19 protein-coding genes are annotated in these 25,747 nt (G+C 41.2%); 12 read left to right on the forward strand and 7 right to left on the reverse strand.

What is annotated here, in order from left to right; all coding sequences use genetic code 11:
- The first annotated feature begins 10 nt into the window (after positions 1–10).
- The 4 genes from ACE01R_RS01850 to ACE01R_RS01865 are packed head-to-tail and all read left to right on the forward strand — an operon-like array spanning position 11 to position 6,541.
- Entirely contained in the window at positions 11–2,119 is a 2,109-nt protein-coding gene (locus ACE01R_RS01850; RefSeq protein ID WP_395544596.1) for a hypothetical protein, read from the forward strand.
- A gap of 11 nt (positions 2,120–2,130) precedes the next feature.
- The gene (locus ACE01R_RS01855; protein WP_395544597.1) at positions 2,131–2,850 is read left to right on the forward strand and encodes a hypothetical protein; all 720 of its coding nucleotides are present in this window, start codon (positions 2,131–2,133) and stop codon (positions 2,848–2,850) included.
- Between the two features lie 28 nt (positions 2,851–2,878).
- Positions 2,879–5,209: a DUF6160 family protein gene (locus ACE01R_RS01860; protein ID WP_395544598.1), complete on the forward strand. Its 2,331-nt coding sequence runs from the start codon at positions 2,879–2,881 to the stop codon at positions 5,207–5,209.
- Positions 5,210–5,248: 39 nt separating this feature from the next.
- Complete coding sequence (locus tag ACE01R_RS01865; RefSeq protein WP_395544599.1) at positions 5,249–6,541, forward strand: hypothetical protein; 1,293 nt, start codon at positions 5,249–5,251, stop codon at positions 6,539–6,541.
- Between the two features lie 56 nt (positions 6,542–6,597).
- Here the strand turns inward: ACE01R_RS01865 and ACE01R_RS01870 are convergent, their stop codons facing one another.
- The 4 genes from ACE01R_RS01870 to ACE01R_RS01885 form a co-directional block, all read right to left on the reverse strand.
- Positions 6,598–8,313 (reverse strand): proline--tRNA ligase, encoded by a 1,716-nt coding sequence (locus tag ACE01R_RS01870; RefSeq protein WP_395544600.1) that lies wholly within the window; start codon positions 8,311–8,313, stop codon positions 6,598–6,600.
- 96 nt (positions 8,314–8,409) lie between these two features.
- The gene (locus tag ACE01R_RS01875; RefSeq protein WP_395544601.1) at positions 8,410–11,514 is read right to left on the reverse strand and encodes an efflux RND transporter permease subunit; all 3,105 of its coding nucleotides are present in this window, start codon (positions 11,512–11,514) and stop codon (positions 8,410–8,412) included.
- A gap of 26 nt (positions 11,515–11,540) precedes the next feature.
- Entirely contained in the window at positions 11,541–12,665 is a 1,125-nt protein-coding gene (locus ACE01R_RS01880) for an efflux RND transporter periplasmic adaptor subunit (RefSeq protein ID WP_395544602.1), read from the reverse strand.
- A 61-nt stretch (positions 12,666–12,726) separates the two neighbouring features.
- A complete protein-coding gene (locus ACE01R_RS01885) occupies positions 12,727–13,371 on the reverse strand; it encodes a hypothetical protein (RefSeq protein WP_395544603.1) in 645 nt (214 codons plus the stop codon).
- 280 nt (positions 13,372–13,651) lie between these two features.
- On the opposite strand from ACE01R_RS01885, the gene pilG reads away from it, so the two are divergent.
- From pilG to ACE01R_RS01915, 6 genes are all read left to right on the forward strand, one after another.
- On the forward strand, positions 13,652–14,035 hold the full coding sequence (pilG, locus tag ACE01R_RS01890; protein WP_086195987.1) for a twitching motility response regulator PilG: 384 nt from the start codon (positions 13,652–13,654) through the stop codon (positions 14,033–14,035).
- A gap of 23 nt (positions 14,036–14,058) precedes the next feature.
- On the forward strand, positions 14,059–14,427 hold the full coding sequence (locus ACE01R_RS01895; protein WP_174559780.1) for a response regulator: 369 nt from the start codon (positions 14,059–14,061) through the stop codon (positions 14,425–14,427).
- Positions 14,428–14,432: 5 nt separating this feature from the next.
- On the forward strand, positions 14,433–14,969 hold the full coding sequence (locus ACE01R_RS01900) for a chemotaxis protein CheW (protein ID WP_395544604.1): 537 nt from the start codon (positions 14,433–14,435) through the stop codon (positions 14,967–14,969).
- Between the two features lie 45 nt (positions 14,970–15,014).
- Positions 15,015–17,087, forward strand: coding sequence for a methyl-accepting chemotaxis protein (locus ACE01R_RS01905; protein ID WP_395544605.1), 2,073 nt, complete (start codon positions 15,015–15,017; stop codon positions 17,085–17,087).
- Positions 17,088–17,260: 173 nt separating this feature from the next.
- Positions 17,261–21,745 carry an Hpt domain-containing protein gene (locus tag ACE01R_RS01910; RefSeq protein WP_395544606.1) on the forward strand — a complete coding sequence of 1,495 codons (4,485 nt, stop codon included), beginning with the start codon at positions 17,261–17,263 and terminating at the stop codon, positions 21,743–21,745.
- Between the two features lie 4 nt (positions 21,746–21,749).
- Entirely contained in the window at positions 21,750–22,208 is a 459-nt protein-coding gene (locus tag ACE01R_RS01915) for a hypothetical protein (RefSeq protein ID WP_395544607.1), read from the forward strand.
- 75 nt (positions 22,209–22,283) lie between these two features.
- Here the strand turns inward: ACE01R_RS01915 and dapE are convergent, their stop codons facing one another.
- The 3 genes from dapE to ACE01R_RS01930 all read right to left on the reverse strand — a co-directional run bounded on the left by dapE (position 22,284) and on the right by ACE01R_RS01930 (position 24,697).
- Positions 22,284–23,420 carry a succinyl-diaminopimelate desuccinylase gene (dapE, locus tag ACE01R_RS01920; protein WP_395544608.1) on the reverse strand — a complete coding sequence of 379 codons (1,137 nt, stop codon included), beginning with the start codon at positions 23,418–23,420 and terminating at the stop codon, positions 22,284–22,286.
- 131 nt (positions 23,421–23,551) lie between these two features.
- Complete coding sequence (locus tag ACE01R_RS01925) at positions 23,552–23,701, reverse strand: entericidin A/B family lipoprotein (protein ID WP_086199094.1); 150 nt, start codon at positions 23,699–23,701, stop codon at positions 23,552–23,554.
- A gap of 126 nt (positions 23,702–23,827) precedes the next feature.
- Positions 23,828–24,697: a DUF1853 family protein gene (locus tag ACE01R_RS01930; RefSeq protein WP_395544609.1), complete on the reverse strand. Its 870-nt coding sequence runs from the start codon at positions 24,695–24,697 to the stop codon at positions 23,828–23,830.
- 96 nt (positions 24,698–24,793) lie between these two features.
- On the opposite strand from ACE01R_RS01930, the gene ACE01R_RS01935 reads away from it, so the two are divergent.
- Together ACE01R_RS01935 and elsL are read left to right on the forward strand one after the other, a co-directional pair.
- Positions 24,794–25,177: a YbaN family protein gene (locus tag ACE01R_RS01935; RefSeq protein ID WP_395544610.1), complete on the forward strand. Its 384-nt coding sequence runs from the start codon at positions 24,794–24,796 to the stop codon at positions 25,175–25,177.
- Positions 25,178–25,185: 8 nt separating this feature from the next.
- Complete coding sequence (elsL, locus tag ACE01R_RS01940; protein ID WP_395544611.1) at positions 25,186–25,722, forward strand: cell wall-recycling L,D-carboxypeptidase ElsL; 537 nt, start codon at positions 25,186–25,188, stop codon at positions 25,720–25,722.
- Positions 25,723–25,747: the final 25 nt, after the last annotated feature.

Genomic DNA, 25,747 nt, shown 5'->3' on the forward strand with positions numbered 1-25,747 from the left:
GACGGTCGTGATGACTCAAAGTTGGAATAATGCAAGATTTAAAAAATCTTGTTTGGCGAGTATGCTCGCAGCTTTACTTAGCCCATCAGTTTATGCGCTTGAATCTTTATCAGATGATCACCTTTCTGAAACTACAGGTGAAGGGGTGGCTTTGGCTCTTGAAAATTTTAAGATGGTCTTTCAAGGTCCAAACGAAATTTCACAAGCTTCAAGTTATGGTAAAGGGATTGCCGATCCGGGACAGTATGATACAGGTTTTATCCGAATTATTCCGACGGGTGAAAATTATGAGCTGCTTGGTCAGCGTGCTTACACAAAAATTTATAATCAAACGTATACGAATGCTTACTTAAGTGGAAAGGCTGCAAATTATAACGGTGTTTACGAAAATACTTATCAATCTGCTTATAATACTTATAGAACAAATAATTATACTGCCGTTAACACAACTGTAAAGAATAATTATACTGCTGAATATCGGGGGAATGTGGTACAGAATTATGTCGATTCTCCTTTGATGAAGCAATATTATCAACAACGTTATGATGATTATTATGATGGGAATTTGTGGCCTTTAAGTGTAAAAGATGATGGTACAACTGAACCGGGTTCTGCCGAATCGACATTATGGTTAAAAGACAAATCCCAACAATATGCTACAAAAAATACATTAGAAATGATTGAGTTGCTTTATGGTAATCGTTCAACTGAAAGTATACCTACAACTACCTATTCACAAAGTGTAACCAGGCAAAATATAATTGATAACACTCTTGTTAAGAATCTACTGGATGCTAAAACACAAGAAGTGCTTAATCAACAAGCCGCTGAATATGCGAAAAGCGTAGCCACTACAGCAAGTAATACAGCACTTGCAGAGGTTGAGGCTGAAGCAATTCGATTGGCAAAATTGGCAGCATCTCAAGCTACAGTAGGAAGTTTAAGAACCAAAGCAGATGTTTTTATTTATGGCTTAGCTCTTTCTAAAAGTGATGGCTCCTTAAGTACCCGATACAGTAATCAAGGTTTTAATTGGGGAACAGCATCAAATCCCTGGCTGATTCGTGCAGGGAATTCTGACACGATTCAGTTTCAAAAAGGCAATAAGGCCAATGTTGGGTATATCGCATTGGAGGCACCTTTAAAGCTAAAAGGGACGGATACCAGCGATACCTTTAAAGTGGGCTTTTGGAGTGATATTTTTTCACGCCAATTAAATTCAAGTAATACTGTGGATCCGTTAACTGGAGCACCAACCTCTGGCCTGGATAAAGATTATCGTTTGAGAACTCAATTTATCGCCAATGGATTGAATTTAAATGGATCACAAGTTCGGTTATTCCAAACATTACCATCGAGTACTAATGCCAATTACAATCAAACTTTAGGCATGGCTGCAATTTTACGTTTAAATACTCATGATGATCCATCCACGCTAAAAGCAACGGATGCTAATTTGGAGGCTCGTGGAATAAGAATGAGTACTGCCGCAAAAAAAGGCCCGGACAGTAATCCTGATTTATATGATGGTACCGCAGTTACCCCAGCTATTGATCGCTCATTAGCCCCTATATTTAATGATGTGGAAGGGATGTATTTATATAGTCCCAATATTAACTTGGTATTAGGGAATATGTATCAACCTTTTATTTTAGGTTCTGAAGGCAATAATATTATTTTAGAAATTACTCGTATTCCAAATGTGCCAGAAATATATTCACAAATTTATACTTATTATAGTGACACAGACTCAACAACTGTATTGAAAGATAAAAATAATCAGAATATTGCGATGGTCGATAAAGATGGAGTGACCTACACCACACTTTCTAATTATTTAAAAGGTTCAACCTGTAATGTTTATAGTTGCGGTACTGAAATTACTACGACAGCAAATAACATTACTACGACTTATCAAGGTCGAAATGCGACCCATAGTAGTATCAGTATTGGTACGGTAGAACGGTCAGCTACAGGTAATTTGTTAAACGCGAATAAAACCGCGGATGCAACCGGTGTTGTTTTTAAAAATATTAATGGCCAGGCGACAAATTTAGGCTCGGTTGCAATTGATGGTGTACTCATTCAACACCTAAAAATAAAAACAACAGGTTTATAGGAGAATAGACTATGTATCCACGTGTTAAAACTTCTATCCTGAACCTGGTTTGTTCAATTTCTATGTTGATGTTTATCCCTAGCGCAAGTGCGCAGTTAGTGGGGATGGATAATCATGAGATGACTGATGTATCCGGACAAGGTGGTGCAGATTTAAGTTGGACTTTATCGTTAAATCATCGTTATGCTAAAGATTTGTCTCTAAAAAATATTTCAGTTTTTGATGCAACAGGTAAGGCAACAGAGGCATTTTATACTTATAGTTGTACTGATAATGTATTTTGCCGTTTAGCGATTGCACCGAATAATCATAAAGATGCTGCGGGTAATAAGAAATGGTTGGTTTTTAAAGGTATTCAAGGAACCTTACAAATTGATCAGTTTTCATTAGATGGTTCGACCATTATTAACCGTGATGGTAATCCTCAAACTGCATTACAAATTTCTTTTTTTGATGATAAGCCACTTAAAATTCGAAATTTAGGTTTTAATACCTTGGCAGTCGAAACTGGCACAGCAGGTATTGAAGGTTATGCCAATGATATAATTTATAGTACATATACAGAAAAAAAATCTGATGGAACAACAGTTCCAGGCTTAGATGTACCCACGTTTGATAAAAATGCAGAAAAAGGCTTTATGGGCTTAAATACGCATGGCAATTTGCATATGTCAGGCAATTTAAAAATATTCAGTTTTAACTGTACAGGTGCTGGAACTGCACGCTGTTAATTGAATAAAGCCAAATAGGGATATAAGAATGAAAAAAATAACAAAATTAAAAATACTTACGGCGAGTATTTTAATTGCGCAACAAAGCTATGCATTTGAGCAACTTTCTGATGACTATCTTGGTTTAGTAACAGGGCAAGATGGTATTACCATTACGCATGAGATCTCCAAGGCAACTATTAATGCCGTTAACTGGGTTGATTCTTCATCGAAAGGCAATCCTAACGATTCATTGCAACGCCCTGATACCATGAAGCTTGGTCTGAAAGATGTGAACCTGTCAGGTGCTAATAATCAATCGATTATTTCTACACTTGACTTTGATGTTGGCACAACAGCTAGAGGTGCGGGGATTCGTATAGAAGCGAATATTTCTCCATTTGAATTAGCTGTTAAGAACGTCATGTTGCTGTGTACTGATGCAACTAAATGTCAGACTCCTGAACAAAGCTTAGGTTCTCTCGATATTAAAACTACTTCACCGCTGCGTTTGCTTCTTCAAACGCAAGCAGGATTATTCAATCGAGATGAAACGGCACACTTAAATTTTCAATTACAAAATGCCAGTATCAGTCATGGTCTAAACCTAAACGGGCAAAAGCTCACTTTGAAAGATTTTAACTTCAATTTTTCTGGTGACGGCTATATGTATCTGAGTTCTTATCAAGAAAGAACATCAAACAGTTACATGGATGAAGGGATTGTCCTGACCACAAAGAGTCGTGATGGTGCCACAGATCATATTGTGATGTTAGGACGGGTAGCTGACAATGATCCTGTTGCCAGTACAAATCCACCGTCTGGTAGTGATACCGTACATTCATCAAGAACCCAAGCGACCAATCCAGGGGTAAATATTGATTTGCGTTACGGTAGTAATTCTGCGCAACCTCGAAATTTGATTCGGATGGGAGCATCGGGCGCAGTAACCAATGCCACAATCTTCTTAAATGCCAATCAGAGTGGGATTACAGATTTTGGTCGTACCTCAACAGCGACATTAACAGGTTATGATGCGGTAGGGTTGGGCGGGTTGCATTTTGGTATTTCTGCCGATTTCACCCGCGAAGGCAATACGCTTTTAGGTACCAATCAAGCCCCAACTACCCTTGAAATTGGTCATACTGGTAATGGAAGTTATGCTATTGAATTTTCCAATTTATCGCCTTTAACTGTTCGTAATTCAAGTACTAAAACAGATTTAAATACCAAAAATGCCAACATTGATTTTGGTGACATTTATATCAATGCGATACAGGCAAAAAGTTTAGATTTTTTAATTAATGATAAAATTAAAAAGACATTAGGGGTGAGTAATTTAGTTCAGGTACAGGAATTATCGACTCTTGAAAAAGGTAATAATTTTGCACTGATCGCTATACGTGGCATGGATTTTCAATCGATTGCACGTAAAGCACGGTTTATTGCGGATAACTCTTTAGCTGAAATTACCAATGATACCAGTAGCTGGGGGATTGGTATCCCTATTTATAATTTAAATGCGAATGTCGCACTTGCAGGTACAGAATATACATCAAAAGTAGATGGTGCGACTAAAAAAGGGATTGCCTACAATGTTATGGCAACTACCGATGGTTATGGAATTGACAAAAAAACGGGTGCAGCGAGTACTACATCATTAATTTTAATCGATGGAAAAAATGGGCTGCACAATGAAGAGGTAAATTACTATGCGGGTTTACGTAATATTGATGCATTAGTCAAAGCTAAAGGCGTGATTGGTTACGAAGAGCAAGGAATCTATATTAGTGCCGATGATTTACTTGTTGCTGCAAGCGCAGAAATTGCGATTGGTCAATTACCAGGCTCGCTCTATAACTGTACCAGTGGCTCTGTGAAATGTGGCAGCATTGTTCCTGTTGATAATTTCGCACGTAAAGATGATGTACTGACCTCCATCGCCTTTAAACTGGATGGTAAAGGTGATTTGTTTATTATTCCCGGTATGAATGATAATGCAGAAAATAACTTTTTATCTTTCCGTGCTAATTTCGAATTTAATGCCTTATCAGCGGATGATAAATTGAACCCGAATCTTTTGGGGAGTTACTTTAGCTTGATTAACGAAGATGTTGATGCGAATAACACGGTTATGAAAACTTCAAGTATTAATTTCAATAAATTGCAAGGTGCCCTAGCACTTGAATCACGAGTCAAGATGCAAAAAGATACCGTTGTATTTGATAATAAAGTCGATATTAATCCAGCTAAATCTTTAAGTCAGGTATTCAGGACAGAGTTATCAATGTCTACCATGCCAAATCAAATGCAAAAAATGGCAGATATCGCTATTACGGGTGGCAGTATAAGAAGCAATTTAGGTATTACACCACGTTAACCTGCTTGAGAATAAATAAAAGAATAGGAATTAAATTTCATGAAAAAATTATTATTGGCAAGTTTGATTGTTTCATCTGTTGTAATACCAAGTTTAAGTCATTCAATGGTTGCTATGGATGATAATTCATTATCTGGTGTGAGTGGTCAAGCATTATTGTCTATGGAATATAATGGGGGGTATAACGTTATTGATGCTAAAGGACAAAATATAGACCAGACGAATGTAGGGTTTTATAAATTGGGCCTGGAAGCTGAAATGGAAATCAACGCCAATATTAAAAAGCTGCAATTAGGTTGTGGTGGAGTAAATGGTGTGGGTAAATGTGATATTGATATAGATAATATTTCTTTAAGCGGTTTGCAAGGGGCTAACTATACCTCTGATGATCGTGCTGCAAGCTCAGCCCTTATTACCAATCCATTTGTTGAGTTCGCTATTAAAAATCCAAAATCTGCTTCTACTCGTGAGGTCCTGGGCTTTCGTTTAAGTGCTGAAAAAATTGCTGGCTTGATGACGTTGGGAACAGAAAATAGCAGTACGCCTAATGGTATTAATTCCTTTAGTGGTTATATGAAAACCAAAGCCTCTTCTGGAGTAGCAACCACAGATCCAAGGGTCATGGATTACGCGGCAACTGGTCAGTATATTGAAGGTGCTGTACTAGGAACATTGATTGGTATCCCTTTAGAGTTACATTATAAGTCAAATGATTATGCATTTAACTTATCTTCAACAACTGCGCCTTTTACCATTCCATCTACGATTGTGTCTGGAACACGTATGACTGAGGCAGTCCTAAAAGGAACAGGAACGGTGAATAAAATCAGTTTTGCTGGACCTTTAGCTGCACAGATTTCAGCATTGGGTTTAAATTTAACACTTGATAAAGACATTACCGGCTCTTTAACCGGCTTACAGACAGATATTACAGTGAACCAAAATTTAGGCTTGATCCATTCTTTGTATTTGAATAACGCAAGTTCGTTATCGCTACAGACACAGCAAATATTATGGCCAGGTGCATCGGTTGCTGCAAATCGAGGGTGGTGGCTAGCAATTGAAGATGAAGTGGATTTAGGCAGTATTAGTCCAACAACCAATGTAAAAATTACCGACGAAGTGCTTAAACAAACGATCGCCGGGATTAATCATGATTTAACCTCTAAGCCACGTCCCTGTGGGGATTTACTTATCGGATGTGTTGCGACAGCAGCACTTGATGTTGGTGAAATTAAGAACCCCGCAATGATTAATTTCCCATTACAAAACTTAACCTTGCAAGGGCAGAACTTTAAGTCGAACTGCTTCGGTGGTCTGAAATTCTGTTAATCATATAATAAAAAAATCCCGCTACTTAAGCGGGATTTTTTTATTTTAAGGATGACTTACTTTGCAATTTTAGCCAGTAATTCTTCTTTAGTGATATTTACAGATTCAGCATCACGGCGACCTTTATATTCAAAAGTCCCTGCATCCAAACCTTTTTCACCAATGACAATACGGTGTGGAATACCTGTAATTTCAAGGTCGGAGAATTTAACCCCAGGGCGCTCGTCACGGTCATCCAAAATGACGTCATAACCCGCAGCTTGCAGTTCTTCATAAAGCGCTTCGGCAGCTTCTAAAGTACGTGGTGATTTATGCGCATTCATCGGTACAATCGCGACTTCAAATGGTGCAATTGCAGAAGGCCAGATAATCCCTTTGTCATCGAAGTTTTGTTCAATGGCAGAAGCAACCACGCGAGTTACACCAATACCGTAGCAACCCATGGTTACGACCATCGGTTTGCCGTCTTTACCAAGCACTTTGCAGCCTAAAGCTTCAGAGTATTTTTTACCCAGCTGGAAGATGTGACCCACTTCGATACCACGTTTAATTTGTAGTGTACCTTTACCATCTGGAGATGGATCACCTTCAACCACATTACGTAAGTCATAAACTTCAGTAAATGTTGCATCACGTTCCCAGTTCACACCTGTTGCATGTTTGTCGGCTTCATTAGCACCGGCAACAAAATCAGAAAGCACAGATGCCGCGCGGTCAACAATCACGGTAATGCCTTTTTCAACCAGACCTTGTGGACCAATGAAACCAGTGGTTAAGCCAAGCTCAGCAATTTGAGCTTCAGTTGCAAAAGTTAAAGGTGCAGCAATTAACGGATGCTTTTCAGCCTTAATTTCATTCAGTTCATGGTCGCCACGTAAGAATAAAGCAATTACTGGAATAGCTTTACCTTCTTCAGCGACACCTTGAACAAGCAAGGCTTTTACAGACTGCGCAGCATCGGTACCTAAGAAGGCAGATACATCAGCAATGGTTTTTTGAGCTGGTGTATCGACCAGTTTTAATTGCTGAGTTGCGGCGGTACGCTCACCGACAAGAATTGCTTCAGCCATTTCAACGTTGGCAGCATAATCAGATTCGGTTGAGAAGGCGATATCATCTTCGCCACTTGAGGCCAAAACGTGGAATTCATGTGAACCTGAACCACCAATTGAGCCAGTGTCTGCCTGTACTGGACGGAAGTCTAAGCCCAAGCGGCTAAAGATGCGGCAGTACGTGTCATACATCACGTCATAGGTTTCTTGTAAGGATGCTTGATCGACATGGAAAGAATAAGCATCTTTCATAATGAATTCACGTGAACGCATTACACCAAAACGTGGACGAACTTCATCACGGAATTTGGTTTGCACCTGATAGAAATTGATTGGCAGCTGTTTGTAGCTTTTCAATTCATTGCGTGCAAGATCGGTAATCACTTCTTCATGCGTTGGGCCAAGCACAAAATCGTTGTTATGACGGTCTTTAAAACGTAATAACTCTGGACCATATTGCACAAAGCGGCCAGATTCTTCCCAAAGGCTTGAAGGCTGGGTTACTGGCATGAATACTTCCAGCGCTCCTGCACGGTTCATTTCTTCACGGACAATCGCTTCAACTTTATTTAGCACGCGTACGCCCATCGGCAACCAAGTGTATAAACCCGAAGCCAATTTACGAATCATCCCCGCACGTAACATGAGCTGATGTGAAATTACTTCAGCATCATTTGGGGTTTCTCTTAACGTAGCAAATAAAAAGCGACTCGCGCGCATGGAAACTGTCCTAATAATTAAGCGTTAAAGCATAAGATTATACGATAAAAAATGAGGTGAACATTTCAGAATGTCACCTCATGTCAAGTGAGTTTATTATGCCATGATTTTGCCGATTTGGCGCATCATAAAATTCTTAAAGTCATCCAGATAAGTAAAGATGACCGGGACAACCACCAAAGTTAATAGTGTAGAGGTAATCACACCACCAATCACGGCATGTGCCATTGGGGCACTCTGTTCGCCGCCTTCACCCAGACCCAATGCTAGAGGAATCATCCCCATCACCATGGCACTGGTGGTCATTAAAATAGGACGTAGACGGGTTTTACCCGCTTCAATAATCGCCTCATAACGATCCACCCCACGATCCATGGCTTTTTTGATGAAGTCAATCAACAGGATGGCATTTTTGGTCACCAATCCCATCAGCATGATAATGCCAATAATGGAAAACAGGTTCATGGTGGAATTAAACAGGAATAACGCCAGAAACACCCCAATCAGCGAGAGGGGAAGGGAAGCCATAATCGCAGCAGGATGAATGAAGCTGTTAAATTGTGAACCCAGTACAATATAGATGAACACAATGGAAAGGGTAATGGCGGTTAAGGCATAACCTGCCGATTCTGCCATGTCTTTATTTGCGCCTTGCGTCGCAAAGCTATAACCGGGTGGTAAATCAAAGTTATCTTGAATCTTTTTAATATCTTGACCAATATCACCTGCAGGTCGCCCTGCCGTATTGGCTTCTACCAATACTTCACGAGCCAAATCACGACGGGTAATTTGTGAGGCACCCAACGTTTCATTAAACGATGCCACGCTTGCCAGCGGTATTAAAATAGGCTGGCCTGAAGCATCGGTTTTTTGTGAGTTAAGATAAAGATTTTGTATATCGCTTGGCAGTGTGCGTCTGTTTTCAGTCAGGCGAAGATTGACATCATAGATTTCGCCTTTTTCATCTTGCCAGGTGGTGACGTTATCGCCTGCAATCAAGGGGCGGACTACATTGGCAATTTGATTGACAGAAAGACCTAAATCACTGGCCAGAACACGATTGATATGCACAGCCAATGTTGGTTTAGGTTCCTTAAGCGAGCTTTCCAGATCGACGATACCTTCGACTTTGGAAATTTCTGCAAGAAAGCGATCGGAAATTTTTTGCAGTTCGTTCAGATCAGTTCCTTTAATGGAAATCAGGATCGGCTTTTGACCGCCGGAGACTGTTTCATCTGCCGAAGCGACCGAAGTAATGGTAATGCCCGCTACACTTTGCAAACGCTGGCGAAACTCGTTGTTCAGTTGGGTCAGGGTTTTAGCACGTTCCAGACGAGGGGTGACCTTGACCCGTATGCTGACATGGTTTTTGCCGCGATCCGTTACCCCGTTAATAATGCTGTAGGTATTACGTACTTCTGGATGCTGACGAAGAATATTCTCTACTTGCAACAATTTGGCTTGTGAATATTCGAGTGAGGCATCTACAGGTGTTTCAAATTTAATCCGAATTTCATTTTTATCTGGGACAGGAACAAATTCCGTACCAATCAGTTTAGACAGACCTAATGCGCCAAAAAGTGATGCTACGGCAACCATCAGGGTTAAAATACGGAAGCGAAGGGCCAGTTTTAACAGCTTTTCATAGTAATGGCTTAAATGATCAAGTTTGTTTGAGATCCAGTTAAAAAAGCGCTTGATTCTTCCAGGTCGTTTATTGGGATCATGTTTTTCAGCCCAGTGCGCAGAAAGCATGGGATCGAGGGTAAAGCTGACAAACATCGAAATCAGCACTGCAGCACTGACCGTGACTCCAAATTGATAGAAGAATTTGCCAATAATTCCTCCCATAAATGCAACCGGTAAAAAGACCGCAACAATGGTCAATGTGGTGGCTAAAACCGCAAGTCCAATTTCTTTGGTTCCATCGAGTGCTGCTGAAACCACATCTTTACCCATATCGGCATGACGGACAATATTTTCCCGCACCACAATCGCATCATCAATCAGTAGGCCAATACTGAGGGACAAAGCCAGCAAGGTCATCATGTTGATGGTGAAGCCAAAAGCCCAGATAAAGGTCAGGGTGCCCAATAGGGAAATCGGTAGGGTGAGTCCGGTAATTGCGGTAGAACGAAACGAACCTAAAAACAGCAAGACAATCAGAACAGCAAGAACTGCACCTTCAATAATAGTCCGTGCCACATCTTTAATACTGCCACGAATACCTCTGGAACTATCGACAGCAACTTTAGCAACCGTACCCTCAGGCAGCTGTTTCTCGATTTTTGCCAAGGCCTTATAGCTAGCATTGACCACATCAATCACATTGGAATCGGAGCTGCGTAAAATATCAATTGCAACCGCAGCTTTACCATTTAAATAAGCACTTGATTCGAAGTCAGCTTGACCGTCTTCAATATTTGCCACCTGTTTCAGGTAGATGGGTGCACCATTTTTATTGGCAATAATCAGATCACCAAACGATTGCGGATGGATCACTTTGGATTTGATTTCCACCACCAGTTCAGACGTCGGCTGTTTTAAGGTGCCTCCCGGAACTTCAATATTTTCACTTTTCAAGGTGTTGATCACCTTGTCTACACCAATGCCAAAGCTTTGCAGTTTTTGCGGATCGACTTCAATACGAATCTGGCGCTGTGCATCGCCTAGCAAATTGACTGTACCAACGCCCGGCACGGTTCGAAGTTGCGGCACGATGCGCTGACTTAAATAGGAGCTTAAATCGCGCAAAGGCATGCTATCCGATACAAATACAATCGACATTACGGCATTGGCGGTCGGGTCATAGCGTTCAACGATAGGGTCTTGAATTTCATCACGAAACTTGGCAGTAACAGGAGAGATCTTGTCGCGAATATCCTGTGCGGCAACTGCAGAAGACACATCCAGATTAAATTCGACAATAATGCTCGAAAGCCCTTCACTAGACTGGGAAATAATCTGTTTTAAGCCTGAAATGGTATTAATCTGGTCTTCCATTTTTTTGGTAATTTCAGATTCAATGGTTTCAGGGGAGGCACCCGGATATGAGGTATAGACTACAACAAAGGGGAAATCGACATCGGGAAATTCTTCTACGCCCATGCGTTGCCAAGATGCCAGCCCCAGTACCAGTAAACACAACATCATCATGATGGTGAAAACAGGATATTTAACGCTAATTCGGGTAAACCACATAAGAACAATCCTGTACTTATTTTTTATTATTTATTGATGATGACCGCTTGATGAATGTCCTGGTCATTAAATTTAATACGGCTAATTTGGTCGGCGTTTTGCAGTCCTTGCACGACAGCCAAATTATCCCGATAGCGCTGTTCCAGAATGACCAGATTGACCTTTTCAATTTTGTTCTGGCGGATCACCCAGACATAGGGTTTATCTTTGATATTCTGGATCACATCGAGCGGAATGAGCTGACCTGAAACTTGAGTCGAAGCAAGAATGTTGCCTTCCACGAAAGAACCAATACTCAGTGAGTTAATGGTTTCGTTCGGTCGGGCAAAGAATTCAATCTGGCGGCTGGCAGGATCGGCAATAGGGGAGATGCGTGTTAAAACAGCAGTCAGTTGAGCTGGATTACCTTGAATGGTGTATTCAATACGTTGTCCCACTTTTAAAGCGGCCTGCATGTCACTTGGCAATTTGGCCTGAATTTCTAGCTGACTCGGATCCACGATTTCAAACAGGGTCTGGCCAGCAGCAACGGTTTGACCGGCATCGACCTGGCGCTGTGTAATTACTCCGAAAATGGGGCTATAAATAGTCCCTTCACGCTCGGCTTTTTGGGCAATATTGACACTGGCCTGTTGCGCATGCACATTTTCCAGTTGCGCCTGATAGTCGACAGCAGCCTGTTCATATTCAACTTTGGAGATAAAACCTTGATCCAGTAAGCGTTGTTTGCGCTGCATCATATTTTTAGCCAGATTGGCCTGCGCTTGTGCTGCTGACAAATTGGCCTGAGCTTGCGCTAAACGTGCAGCATTATCTTGATTATTCAGGCGAACCAAGACCTGTCCCTTAGCGACCGACTGCCCGACCTGGACATAGACCTGGGTTGCAGTGGCAGTGACCTGAGCCTGTATGCTACTTTGATTGACTGCACGAAGCGTACCGGTAAAAGCACTTTTTGCGACAGAAGTGCCATTCTTCACTGAAACTAGATCTGTTTCAATTAACTCAATTTTTGTTGTTGTTTCTACAGGTTTTTCGATTTCATTTTTTTGGCAAGCTGTTAGAAGTAAAATTAAACACAGAACGCTGCCTGTTAAATATTGCTTATGGTCGCTTAATTTAGATTTTTTTTTATGCTGTCCAGATAGCATGTAAGTTCATCCTTTTTATTTATTGTGGCTCAAATTAAGCGCTTGAAAGAATAAACTTAATTTATTCAAGCGCTTTTAAGCGAGCGATAATATTGTCGTATTCTGCTTGAGTATTTCGATAGTTAATTTGTAATGATTGAATCATTGCTTTTTTTGCTTCAATATTCTTTTGATTATTCTCGATTGTATTTTTCAAGCTGGCTGGAATGCCTTCAGCTTTACGTAAATGTTCAATCTGTTGACGCTTAAAATAAATACGGTCAGTTTGTAATTGCTTTAACTGGTCTTGCTGAAAGGCGATTTGCTTTTTGATGCTGGTTAATATGTCATTACGTTTTGTGAGCGCAACTTGACTAGTACCATAAGCTTTTTTTAGTTTTATGTCTGCTGCCTGTTGCTTGGCTTGGGCTGCACGTTGCGGTGCCTTTTTAATATCGGCTTCACTATTGTAGGCGCGATTACGCCGGATGACCTGCATGTTCTGATCCAGGGCTTCGTAGCCATGGCGAATATGGTTGGGTGTGACATTGGTACTAATATTGGCTACACCTCTACTGTCATAGTAGCGATACCAGGTTGCTTTAGATGGCGGATTTTCAGCATATGTCATTGCCGATTGTAAAATGAGAAAAGAAAGAAAAATGAATCTTAAGTTCATTTTTTTTTGTGCAATGAAAGCGAGTTTGTATTTAAACTGACTTTGCATTGTAACCCCCAAATAAAAGTTGACTAAATTACTTATTTTAAAAGTAATAAATAGGCTATATTAGACTCAAAATGGGCAATAAAAAACATCTGTCTGTCAAAAAAAAATCATTGGTCGACAGAAAGTGTGAAACTGTTAGTGAAAATAAAAGAAAGTGAGTCTTTGTGCGGAAAATGTTCATTGAAAAGGCAAGTAAAGATATGTTAAAAATGTTTGTAACTTGTAATAAAACTTTTGATTAAAATTGTTTGTACATTCTAAAAATGGGAAGGATCATTAAATGGACGAAAAATTCCAAAATCTAAAAGTGATGGTGATTGATGATTCAAAAACCATTCGTCGTACAGCAGAAACATTACTACAACGTGAAGGTTGTGAAGTCGTGACCGCAGTAGATGGTTTTGAGGCTTTGGCAAAAATTGCTGAAGCAAATCCGGATATTGTTTTTGTAGATATCATGATGCCACGTTTAGACGGTTATCAAACTTGTGCACTTATCAAAAATTCGCAAAATTATCAAAATATTCCAGTCATTATGCTGTCAAGTAAAGATGGTTTATTTGATCAGGCAAAAGGTCGTGTTGTTGGTTCGGATGAGTATTTAACTAAACCCTTTAGTAAAGATGAATTGTTAAACGCAATCCGCAATCACGTAACAGCATAAGTTTATTTTTATTGGGGAAAAGCATGTCACGAATCCTTATTGTTGATGATTCACCTACAGAAACATTTCGTTTTAAAGAAATTTTAACCAAGCATGGCTTTGATGTAATTGAAGCGGCAAATGGGGCTGATGGTGTCACAATGGCACAAGCTGAACTGCCAGATCTAGTGCTCATGGATGTGGTAATGCCAGGGGTAAACGGTTTTCAAGCGACACGTCAAATTGCACGTGGATCTACGACTAAACACATTCCGATTGTGATTGTGAGTACCAAGGATCAAGCAACTGACCGCGTTTGGGGAAAACGTCAAGGGGCAAGTGATTATTTGACCAAGCCTGTAGACGAAAAACAATTAATTGATGTGATTAAACACCACCTCAATGCAGGATAAGCTCTATGGCAGCTAATGGATTTATCGAATTACTTCGGATTGCCAAGCGTGGTAATAAAAACTACGTTACAACTGAAAATGAAGTAAACCGATGGTCAGGCATTGCTTTTGAGATGATGGGGCAATATTTTGTTGCCCCTTTAGGTGAAGTATCTGAAGTGATATATCCACCAAAATATACACCGGTCCCAAATACCCAGTCATGGGTGGTGGGATTGGCAAATATTCGGGGGCGTTTACTTTCAGTAACTGATTTGGCGCATTATATTTCCGGGCATCGAAGTCAGTTTTCACCGACACAAAAAGTATTGTGTATTAGTCATAATGACCATTATGTCGGTTTGGTGGTAGATCAGGTTTTGGGGATTCAACACTTTAACAAGAAAAGTTTCTTTTCTAAACACGGTGAATTAGACAGCAATTTACAAGAATATTGTCAGGGATATTTTTATCAACATAATCAGCACTGGCATGTTTTCTTGTTTAGTCGTTTATTACAAAACCCAAAATACATGAATGCCTCTATAAAATTTATAAATTAATAGTCGCAAGCTAAAGAATGATAGCGCAACTCGGGGAGAAGCTGGATGGGCTTTAAACTTAAAAAGAAGAATACAAGTGAAAGTACCAGCCGTAAGGGTGGGAATGCTTTATTAACAAAGATTCAATCACAGACAGAGCAATTATCACGTGTATTTGGTGACAGTGAGAAGTCCAAACCCTTAATTTTGGGGGCAGCATTTTCTCTGGTCGTAGCACTATTCCTATTATTGTACTTATTCTATAGTGTGCCGCGTAACAACGAATTGACACGTAGTGTGGGTGATTTGCGTCTATTATCACAAACCATTTCACGTCAGGCGACAGATGCAACGGCTTCAGGAACCAAAGAGTCGATTGATAAATTAATTCAATCACAAAAAGAATTTACTGAAAACCTCGAAACGGTTAAAGATATTCATCCACAGACAGCTGCATTGGTTGAGGTGGAAAAGCAGTGGAAATCACTTTCAGAAGGGATTGATTTAATTTCGTCTCAACAAAAAATGATTAACAAGCTTTACGATACCAACATTGCAATTGGTGAATCGATTCCGGGAATTCAGGCAGAATACAACCTGATGGTTGACCAAATGGCACGTCAAAACATGCCGTCTAACCAGGTCGTTATTGCGAAAAACCAGGTATTCATTGCAGAACGTATTCTTCGTTCTATCAGTTCGGTACTTACAGGTAACGACAACTCGCGTGAATCTGCTGATGACTTCAGTGCCGATACTGAAACCTTCGGTTCTTACCTTAATGCACAGTTAAATGGTAGTGCAGAACTGGGTGTAGAACGTATTGATGATCCAGTATTACGTGAATCACTGGAAGGCATTAAGAGTGAATACGATGATGTACTAAAAACAGCTTCTGCAACGATTCTTTCAAACTCGGCGCAAATTGTAAAAGTACGTCAAGCTTCTGCTTCAATTTTTGCCCAGTCAGATGAATTGTTAGCCAACCTGAATAAGCTATCCAGCGGTTCAAGCCTAGCTATTGCACTTCCTGCATTGCTTTTAATTATGTGTTTGGTTGCTTTCTTGTTTGCAGTATTCAAATTACTTGGATTACGTGGCCAGTCAGATAAACAGCGTGTGGCAAGCTTGCAAGAAGAATATGACCGTAACCAAAACGCGATTTTACGTTTACTTGATGAAATTGCCGACTTGGCAGACGGTGACTTGCGTTCATATGCAACGGTATCGGAAGACTTTACTGGTGCGATTGCCGACTCCATTAACTTTGCGATTGACCAGTTACGTGACCTGGTATCGCGTATTACTGAAACGTCTCAAGAAGTTGCGCAATATACGGCGAACACGCAGGGCATTACCAACCAGCTAGCGGAAGCATCTGAACACCAGGCGCAAGAAATTGCCGGTGCATCTGCCGCGATTAACGAAATGGCAATGTCTATTGACCAGGTATCATCAAACGCAGAAGAATCAGCAGTCGTAGCGGAACGTTCAGTACAAATTGCTGAGAATGGTGCAGACGTTGTAAACCGTGCAATCGAAGGTATGGACACGATTCGTGAACAGATTCAGGAAACCTCGAAACGTATTAAACGTCTGGGTGAGTCTTCTCAGGAAATTGGTAACATCGTTGCCTTGATTAACGATATTGCCGACCAAACGAACATTCTGGCATTGAACGCTGCAATTCAGGCATCGATGGCAGGTGAAGCTGGTCGTGGTTTCGCCGTGGTAGCCGATGAGGTACAGCGTCTTGCAGAACGTTCAGCATCTGCAACCAAACAGATCGAAGGCTTGGTAAAAACGATTCAGACAGATACCAACGAAGCAGTAATTTCGATGGAACAAACTACTTCAGAAGTTGTACGTGGTGCGAACTTGTCTAAAGATGCCGGTGTGGCACTGGATGAAATTCAAAGCGTATCGAGCAACCTTGCAAAACTGATTGCCAGCATTTCTGATGCTGCAAAACTTCAGTCTGCTTCTGCCGGTCACATTGCAACCACGATGAACGTTGTACAGGAAATTACTTCGCAAACCACAACAGCAACCTTCGATACAGCGCGTTCGGTATCTGAGTTGGCAAATATGGCCGAATCATTACGTGAATCTGTAACTGACTTTAAATTACCTGACTAAGTTAATTCAAAAGCTTTGCAGTGATATCCTCTGCTTTCGGGCAGGGGATCTCCATAAAACACAGATAAAGCATCGACAAGATGAACTTAACTTCAAAGTTAGGTCTCGCGTGATGGTGACAATTAAGTTTGAGCAACCTTCTTGGTGGCAGATAAACGTAAGAAGCCTAAGCTATGAAAGAAATATTAAAAAATTTAGTTGAAACGACTACGCTTCCTGAAGATAGTTATCTTGATCAAGATGCAGAAATTCTAGAAATTTTTGTTGAAGAAATAGAAGAAATCTTCGTTGAATTAGGTACTTTATTTACCACTTGGTTAGAAAACCCTCATGACCAAGAAACTTTAACGACCATTCGCCGTCATTTCCATACTCTCAAAGGGTCTGGTCGTATGGTGGGGGCAAAGTCTGCAGGTGAATTGGCCTGGACGGTTGAAGATACTTTAAATCGCGTTATTTCCGGTACGGTAACTTTGGACAGCACGGTTCAGCGATTTGTCCAAACTGTATTTAATATTTATCAATATAAGTTATACCCAATTTTTAAAACTGTTCAAAATGCTGATATCGACTTAAGACCTCTTGTACTATTGGGGCAGCAAATACAGCAGCAGGTCAGTTTAGAGCCTGCACTAGAAGAACTGCTTGAACTTTCCAGCACACTAACCAGTGTAGATAGTCTCACAGGCTTAGAATTGCAGGATTCACAATTCAGTGAAGCAGAGTCTGAAACGGCAATTGAAACGACTGCTACAGAAGAGCCAGTTGCAGTAGAAGACAATAATGATATTGAAGAAACGGTTGCGATCTTTATTGAAGAAGCGGAAGAACATCTGCTCACGATTGATCAGTTCCTGAAAAATGAACAGGAACAGCATCAGGATTATAATGGCTTGATCCGTGCCTTGCATACCTTGCGTGGCAGCTCTTCTATGGCGCACATTGAGCAAATTTTTTCAGCCAGTACCAAAGTTGAAAACTTATTTAAAACACTTCTACAAGAAGAAATTGTTTCTACTTCCAGTCAGACGGCCTTACTGATTCAATATGCTGAGTTTGTCCGTGATTATTTACATACTTTAAGACAGGGTCAGACTCAGAAACTTGATGCCATATATGCCACTTTTAACGCGGCATGGGACGATTACGGTTTCAATTCGGCAGAAATAGATGAGGATGTAAATCCGCAAGGTCTGGTGTCCAAGCTGGTCGAATTGAATATCGATTTGCTCTTGGATGCAGAGTTCGAATTTGATAAACGTGCCAAAGTAGAATATCCGGAATATATTCAGGCCTTAAGCCAGCAGGCACAGCAATTATTGGATCATACTGATAATCGTGCTGCAATTGGTATTCATCAATTTACCAATGAATTGAAGTCTAGCTATGAAGCACTGGTATTAAAACCAGAATTGCTCAATATCGATTATGCCTATGAACTGTTTGGACAGGCGCATCAAGAATTCATTCATCTGTTCGATACCTTGGCCGCAGGTCAGCGCGTTATTTTAACCGATGATGTTCAGAAAGTATTGAATGATCTCGCAGCCTTTGTTCAGCAAGATATTCACCAGTTCGAAACTCAGGAACCGAGTACTACGATTCAAGCTGAAACAGTATCCGCTACTACTTCAGGCAGTCTAGATCTGGCTCAAATTTCACAAAAAATTCGTTCAGACCGTGCACAAATGCCTGCTGCTGATGCCAATCGTGATTTTGATGAAGAACTGCTGGGTATCTTCCTGGAAGAAGCAGAAGAATTGTTGGGCGGGATTGATCAGGACTTGAATACCTGGTCGAAAGATCCATCCAATACTGCAGCACTGAATAATTTAATGCGTTATTTGCATACCCTAAAAGGTGGTGCAAATATGATTCAGGCAACTCATATTGGTTTGATTTCTCATGAATTAGAAAGTATTTATGAGCGCGTGATCCGTCAGCAAATTGAGGTCAATCCGCAACTCATCAGTATTATTCGTTTAGTACAAGATGACGTATCCGATCGTATTCAAATCATTCGTGATGATCAGATTGATTATTCTGGTGCTGAAGCGATTGAAATTTTGCGTAATATTCAAGCGATCGCTCAAGGTAATGTTGCTGTAAGTATTCCAGCCGCGGAAGCAGCGCCTGAAACTCAAATTGAAGTTGTAACTGAAATTGAAGAAGTCGTAGCTGAAACTAAAGAAGTTGAAACCGAAGTAGAGGCCAAAACTGTTGCGGATGAATCCGTAGAACCTGTGGTAATTTCAGCAGCAGAAGTCGAGACAAGCATTGAAGTTGCCTTCACAAGCCCAGTTCATGTTGAAGATACTGACGATAGTATCCGTTCAATTGCAGAAGAAACATTCCTGGAAGAAGCAGAAGAGATTCTGGAGTCTACGGATAGCTTGTTGAAGCAATGGTTTGAGCAGCGTAGTGACCGTAGCTTGCTGCTTCAATTACAACGTGCAGCCCACAGTTTGAAAGGTGGCGCGCGCATGGTGGAAAATGAACCGGTAGCAGCGATTGCTTACCAGTTGGAAACCACCCTCGAACGCTTTGCGGTGCATCAGTTCAATTCCAACGTCTATGACCTGTTACTGCAAACCACTTTGGCATGGTTAAAGCAGGCCATTTTCGAGCATGATTACAGTAATTTTGATAGCGTTAAATTAAGTTTAGAGTCGATTCAATTTGTTGATGTAACTGCGCAGTTACCAAATCGCGTTACCCAGTCCGATACACTGTCTACGGCTAAAGTCTTTGAATTTGTTCAGGGTGATGGTACTGAACCACCAGCGATGATGGGTGAGTGGGATACAAGTAATCAACAGGACAACAGCAATGAAATGATCCGTATTTCTGCCGATCTGGTGGAAAAAATGATCGATTTGTCTGGTGAAAATGCGATTAACCGTTCGCGAATTGAAATGGACTTGGGGCAGTTTGGTAATACCCTGAACGAGATGGAATTGGCGATCAAGCGTTTGGCGGATCAGTTACGTCGAATGGAAGGTGAGCTCGAGTCACAAATTATTGCCAAACATGGTGATAATTCACGTTATGCCGATTTTGACCCCTTGGAGATGGACCAATATTCATCCTTGAACCAGTTGTCAAAATCCCTAGCGGAATCAGCATCCGACTTGGTCGACTTCAAAACGACCTTAGCAGAAAAGATTCGTGATACAGAAGGTTTACTATTACAACAATCACGTATTCAAGCCGAGATTCAAGAAAGCTTGATGCGTACCCGATTAGTACCATTTGACCGTTTATTGCCACGTTTACAACGAATCGTGCGTCAAACCTCATCGACTCTGAACCGTCCGGCAGAGCTGGTGGTTCAAAACACTGAAGGTGAATTGGACCGTAACATTCTAGAACGTCTGGTCACACCATTTGAGCACATGCTGCGTAACGCGATTGACCATGGTCTGGAAGACACTCAAGTACGACGTGAACTACAGAAGCCTGAAGTCGGGAAAATTGTCCTCAATATTAGCCGTCAAGGTACAGACGTACTGGTGTCGTTCAGTGATGATGGTAAAGGGATTGATGAAACAAAAATTAAAGAAAAAGCACTTAGCTTGGGTTTAATTAAAGCTGATCAATCCATTGATAAACAGGAAATCCTGCAATTTATTTTCCATCCAGGATTTAGTACAGCCAAAGAAGTGACCCAAATTTCCGGACGTGGTGTAGGTCTGGATGTGGTGCAAAGCGAAATTAAGGCACTGGGTGGTCATATTTCCATCGAGTCTGAGTTGGGTAAAGGCACGACCTTTACCATTCGCGTACCGACCACAGTAGCGGTGAGCGATGCCTTGATGGTGAAATCAGGTGATCAACAGTTTGCGATTTCACTGGCACAAATTGACCGTATTGTCCGAATTGCACCATCAGCGCTGGAACAGTATTTCAACAGTAAAGAAGACTTCTTTAAAATTGATAACACCAGCTATAAATTGCGTTATTTATCTGAATTTGTGTCCAATCAGCCTTTACCACGCTTAAATAATGTTGCGCATTCTTTACCTGTGCTGTTAATTAAGGGAAATAATGGGCAAACCATTGCCTTACTTGTCGATCAGTTGATTGGTTCACGTGCACAGATTGTGGTGAAACCAATTGGTCAGCAATTCTCAAGTGTCGGTGTGATTGCCGGAGCAACCATTTTAGGTGATGGTCAAGTTTGTCTGATTTTGGATGGTCAGAATATTGCCCGACAAATTCAGAACACCCAACGTCTTAAACATGTGTCTGATCAACGTGAGCACTCTCGTTACAGCAATGCTCGTCGCCTGATCATGATTGTCGATGACTCGGTGACTGTACGTAAGGTGACTTCACGTTTACTTGAGCGTCAAGGCTTTGATGTGGTGACAGCCAAAGATGGTCTTGATGCCATGGAGCAGCTGGAAAATGTCAAACCAGACTTGATGTTGCTGGATATTGAAATGCCGCGCATGGACGGTTTTGAAGTCACCAATCTGGTTCGTCACCATGACGTGCATCAACACTTGCCTATTATCATGATCACGTCGAGAACAGGCGAGAAGCATCGCGAACGTGCATTCAGCCTTGGCGTAACGCACTATATGGGTAAACCGTTCCAGGAAGCGGAATTGCTGCAAAATGTTGAAAGTTTGTTAGAAACCAGCCAGGGGTAATTGAATGAGCCAAAATAGTGTTTCAAACTCTGCTGTTGATCGCATTTCACAACAAGAGTTACATCACCTTATTACGGTATCTACCGGATTTATCGATACCTATATCATTGAGTGTCATGGTAAGGAAGCGATGATTCTTCCGCAAAACATTGTCTTGTCTGCACTGGATAACCCTACACAAGTGCCTTTTGTGGAATGGCATGAACTGAAACTGCCGGTATATGCGGTCAATGATCCTGATCGTAAAACGGGTGTAGCATTAGTCATTGAAGGGGATGACGTCAGTCAGCGTTTTGCCCTGATGTGTAATGAGATGCCTAAAACGATTCGTCTGCGTATTTCTGAAGTGGTAGATGAAGAGCGTACAGCAACAGACCCTGATGTATTCCAGTATGTACGGATGGGGGATCAGGTGTTTTATGTGCCTAATCTCGAACACATTCAGTCTTCTTTAGGATTGTAATGTTGAAGCATTTTAAAGCTGGGTAATAAAAAAGGAACTTAAAAAGTTCCTTTTTTATTTTATGTGGTTACTATTTTAGCGAGCTAATAAGCCTTCTAGAATTTGTTCGTAAATTTCAGCCAGAGGTTCTAAATCGGCAACATTTACATGTTCGTCAATTTGGTGGATGCTGGCATTCAATACACCCAGTTCAAGTACCTGTGCCCCTGTAGGCGCAATAAAGCGACCGTCTGAAGTACCGCCACTGGTAGAAAGTTCAGTTTCAATACCGGTCACATTACGAATGGCATTTTTAGCCGCATTAACCAATTCACCGACTGGTGTAAGGAAAGGTAAGCCAGACAGTGTCCATTCAATGTCATAGTCAACATTGTGGCGGTCCAGGATTTCTAAAGTACGTGCTTTCAATTGTTCAGCAGTCACTTCAGTTGAATAACGGAAGTTAAATAAAAGGTTCATGGTACCCGGAACCACGTTGGTTGCACCGGTACCGGCATTGATATTTGAAATCTGGAAAGATGTTGCTGGGAAATATTCATTGCCATTGTCCCATACCGTATCACACAGTTCAGCCAGGGCTTTAGATGCGGTATGAATTGGATTGATGGCAAGATGAGGATAAGCCACATGACCTTGCTTACCTTTCACGGTTAATTTGGCATTCAATGAACCACGACGACCGTTTTTAACGATATCACCCAACTGGTTGGTACTGGATGGTTCACCCACCAGGCACCAGGTCATTTTTTCATTACGTGCTTCCAATGCTTCAACTACTTTTACAGTACCGTTAATCGATGGGCCTTCTTCATCGGAAGTAATGAGAAATGCGATAGAACCTTTATGGTTTGGATGTTTCGCCACAAAACGTTCAGAAGCGACCACCATGGCTGCCAGTGCTGTTTTCATGTCGGCACTGCCGCGTCCATACAGTTTGCCATCACGAATTTCCGGTACGAAAGGATCCGAATTCCAGGCATCTAAATTTCCGGTAGGTACCACATCAGTATGACCTGCAAAACATAAAACAGGTGCTTCAGTCCCTTTACGTGCCCACAAATTATCCACATCTTCAAAACGCATCGGTTCAATATTGAAGCCAATTTTTTCCAGGCGTTCCGCCATGATATTTTGGCAGCTATGATCGATCGGTGTAACGGAAGGTTGACGTAACAGTTGCAGGCTTAAATCAAGGGTAGCGGAAGATGTCATGCGATTTTCATAAGTCGATAAATTTGTCTGTACTATAATAGGCGAATATGGCCTTGAATGTGAATGATTGCCATAAAATTGGCAGAAAAAAACCCTATCTTGAATAGGGTTCTGTGTACGCTGAAGACAAACTAGTTTTTGCGGATTTCCTCAGAAGTTTTTTCTGCAGTATTGGTTACGGCATCTCCAGCTTTAGATACATCTTTACCCACACCTTTAAACGTATTACAGCCAGTTAGAGCAAAAGCAATAATGAGGGAAGCGGCAAGAATTTTTTTCATCATCATCTCCAAGTAATTCATTATTTTGATGTGGATTTAGGTTAATTAATGCACAGCGTAAACAATATGGTTTTTTGATGGTAGAAAAGTAAGCATTTGTTATAAAAATAGACAATTCTCATAAAATTAGCGATGCATCTCTTGAGCAAGTAGCGGGGCATTGCGGTACATATAGAAATTGTTTTTATCTTTCTGTAGATATAAACCATTACTCCACCACTGTGCCGGATCACTACTGACATGCTGCTTTGGACAAATCCATTCTAGTCGTTGTAAACGGTAAAATTGGGCACTTTTCGCAGGAATATAACTTCCCCAATAGCCTAAACGTCGCTGTTTATTGACCCAGTTGGGAAGGGTACACACTGTGCTTCCAACAGGGAGATAAAGTTGCCCTTTGAGTACCGCATAACGCTGATCAATTTTGTGTTCCAGTGCATCCTCAAACTGAAACTGCTTTTGGCTAAAGTGATTTAACTTTCTAAGTAAAGTATCGCTGCGGTTTAAGCCATACCAATAGGGTAAAGAACAATCCCGTTCCGCCAGATAGTATTTTAAAGCCACTTCCCAGTGTTCAATCGCTTTGGTTTCAGTATTCAATAACAGAAAATCGAGTTCACCCAAGGTTCTGGGCCCTACTATTTTTTGAATGCTATGACCGAGTAATTGATAAGGGTGATAATCCTGGTCGAGCAGCCAAAACCAGACAAACATTTCAAAACGCAGACCCAAACGTGTGCTTTTAAGCTGCTGTAAAAAGATTTCTAATTCTTGCGGATGCCGATCTAAATAAAGCAGTCTGGAGTGATAATTTTGAAAATGGCGATGCCATACGGCATCATTGTGAAACTGAAAAGTATGCTGGAGCACCATTTCGGAAGGGATGTGTGCCAAAATGTTCGGACTGCATACGCAAAAGGCCAATTGCCGAACCAGTAAATTTTTAAATTGTAGCCAAGGTTCATCAAGATGAGACGCCTGATTTAAAGCAAACATAGCAACCCCTGGCGCTAAATTAAAAAGTGCAGAATGACAACGGATAATATGCAAAAACACTTTATACTACCGCAATTAGTTGTATAGGGCAGTGCTATGAAAATGTTGTTTTGGCGAAGTTTAGTGATGATTTTTGTCATCCTGGGCTTTATCGGGGCACTTTTACCGGGTATGCCAACAACAGTATTTCTGATTTTAGCCGCCTGGGCGGCCTCTAAAGGCTGGCCACAAATGGATGCCTGGCTGTTGAATCATCCTAAATATGGTACGACCTTAAGGGCATGGCGCAAAAATGGCACTGTACCACGCAAGGCAAAATGGTTCGCCAGTATCATGATGTTGATTAGTGGAATCATCATGTTATTTACGACTGCACCAGTGCTGGTGAAAATATTTACCGATTTGACCATGCTGACTGTGGCTATCTGGCTATGGTTACGCCCTGAACCTGTAATTGAACCGATCAAAGACGTCGAGTGATTTTTCTTATGGCATATTCTTTAGAACAGGCAGATATCTGGATTGATTTGGCCGAGCAAAGCTTGACCTTGCCCAAACACAACAAGTTTTATGTCATTTCTACAGGCAAGAACGGGATCGGCGAGCAGGAAAATTCAGGCAAGACGCCTCGAGGGTGGCATAAAGTGGCGCTTAAATTTGGTCATAGCGCTCCCCAAAATGCGGTTTTTAAAGCACGACAGCACACTGGTGAAGTTTACGATGAAGCATTGGCTACACAATTTCCTGAACGTGACTGGATCTTATCGCGCATCCTCTGGTTAAGCGGCCTGGAAGAAAATTTTAATCAGGGTGAGGGCTGTGACACCTTTCAGCGTTATATCTATATTCATGGCACACCCGATACAGAACCCATGGGTATTCCGATGTCACATGGCTGTATCCGGATGCGCAATGAAGATGTGATTGAGTTATTTGAACTGATTGCTGAGGATGCTTTGGTGTTCATTTCAGAACAGCGTTTAAATTCGGCGGACTATATAAAACAGGCAAGCACTGATAAATAAAGAAACGAAGTGGTTAAAAGCTTGA

Source organism: Acinetobacter sp. BSP-28 (genome assembly GCF_044130285.1).
Classification (GTDB): domain Bacteria; phylum Pseudomonadota; class Gammaproteobacteria; order Pseudomonadales; family Moraxellaceae; genus Acinetobacter.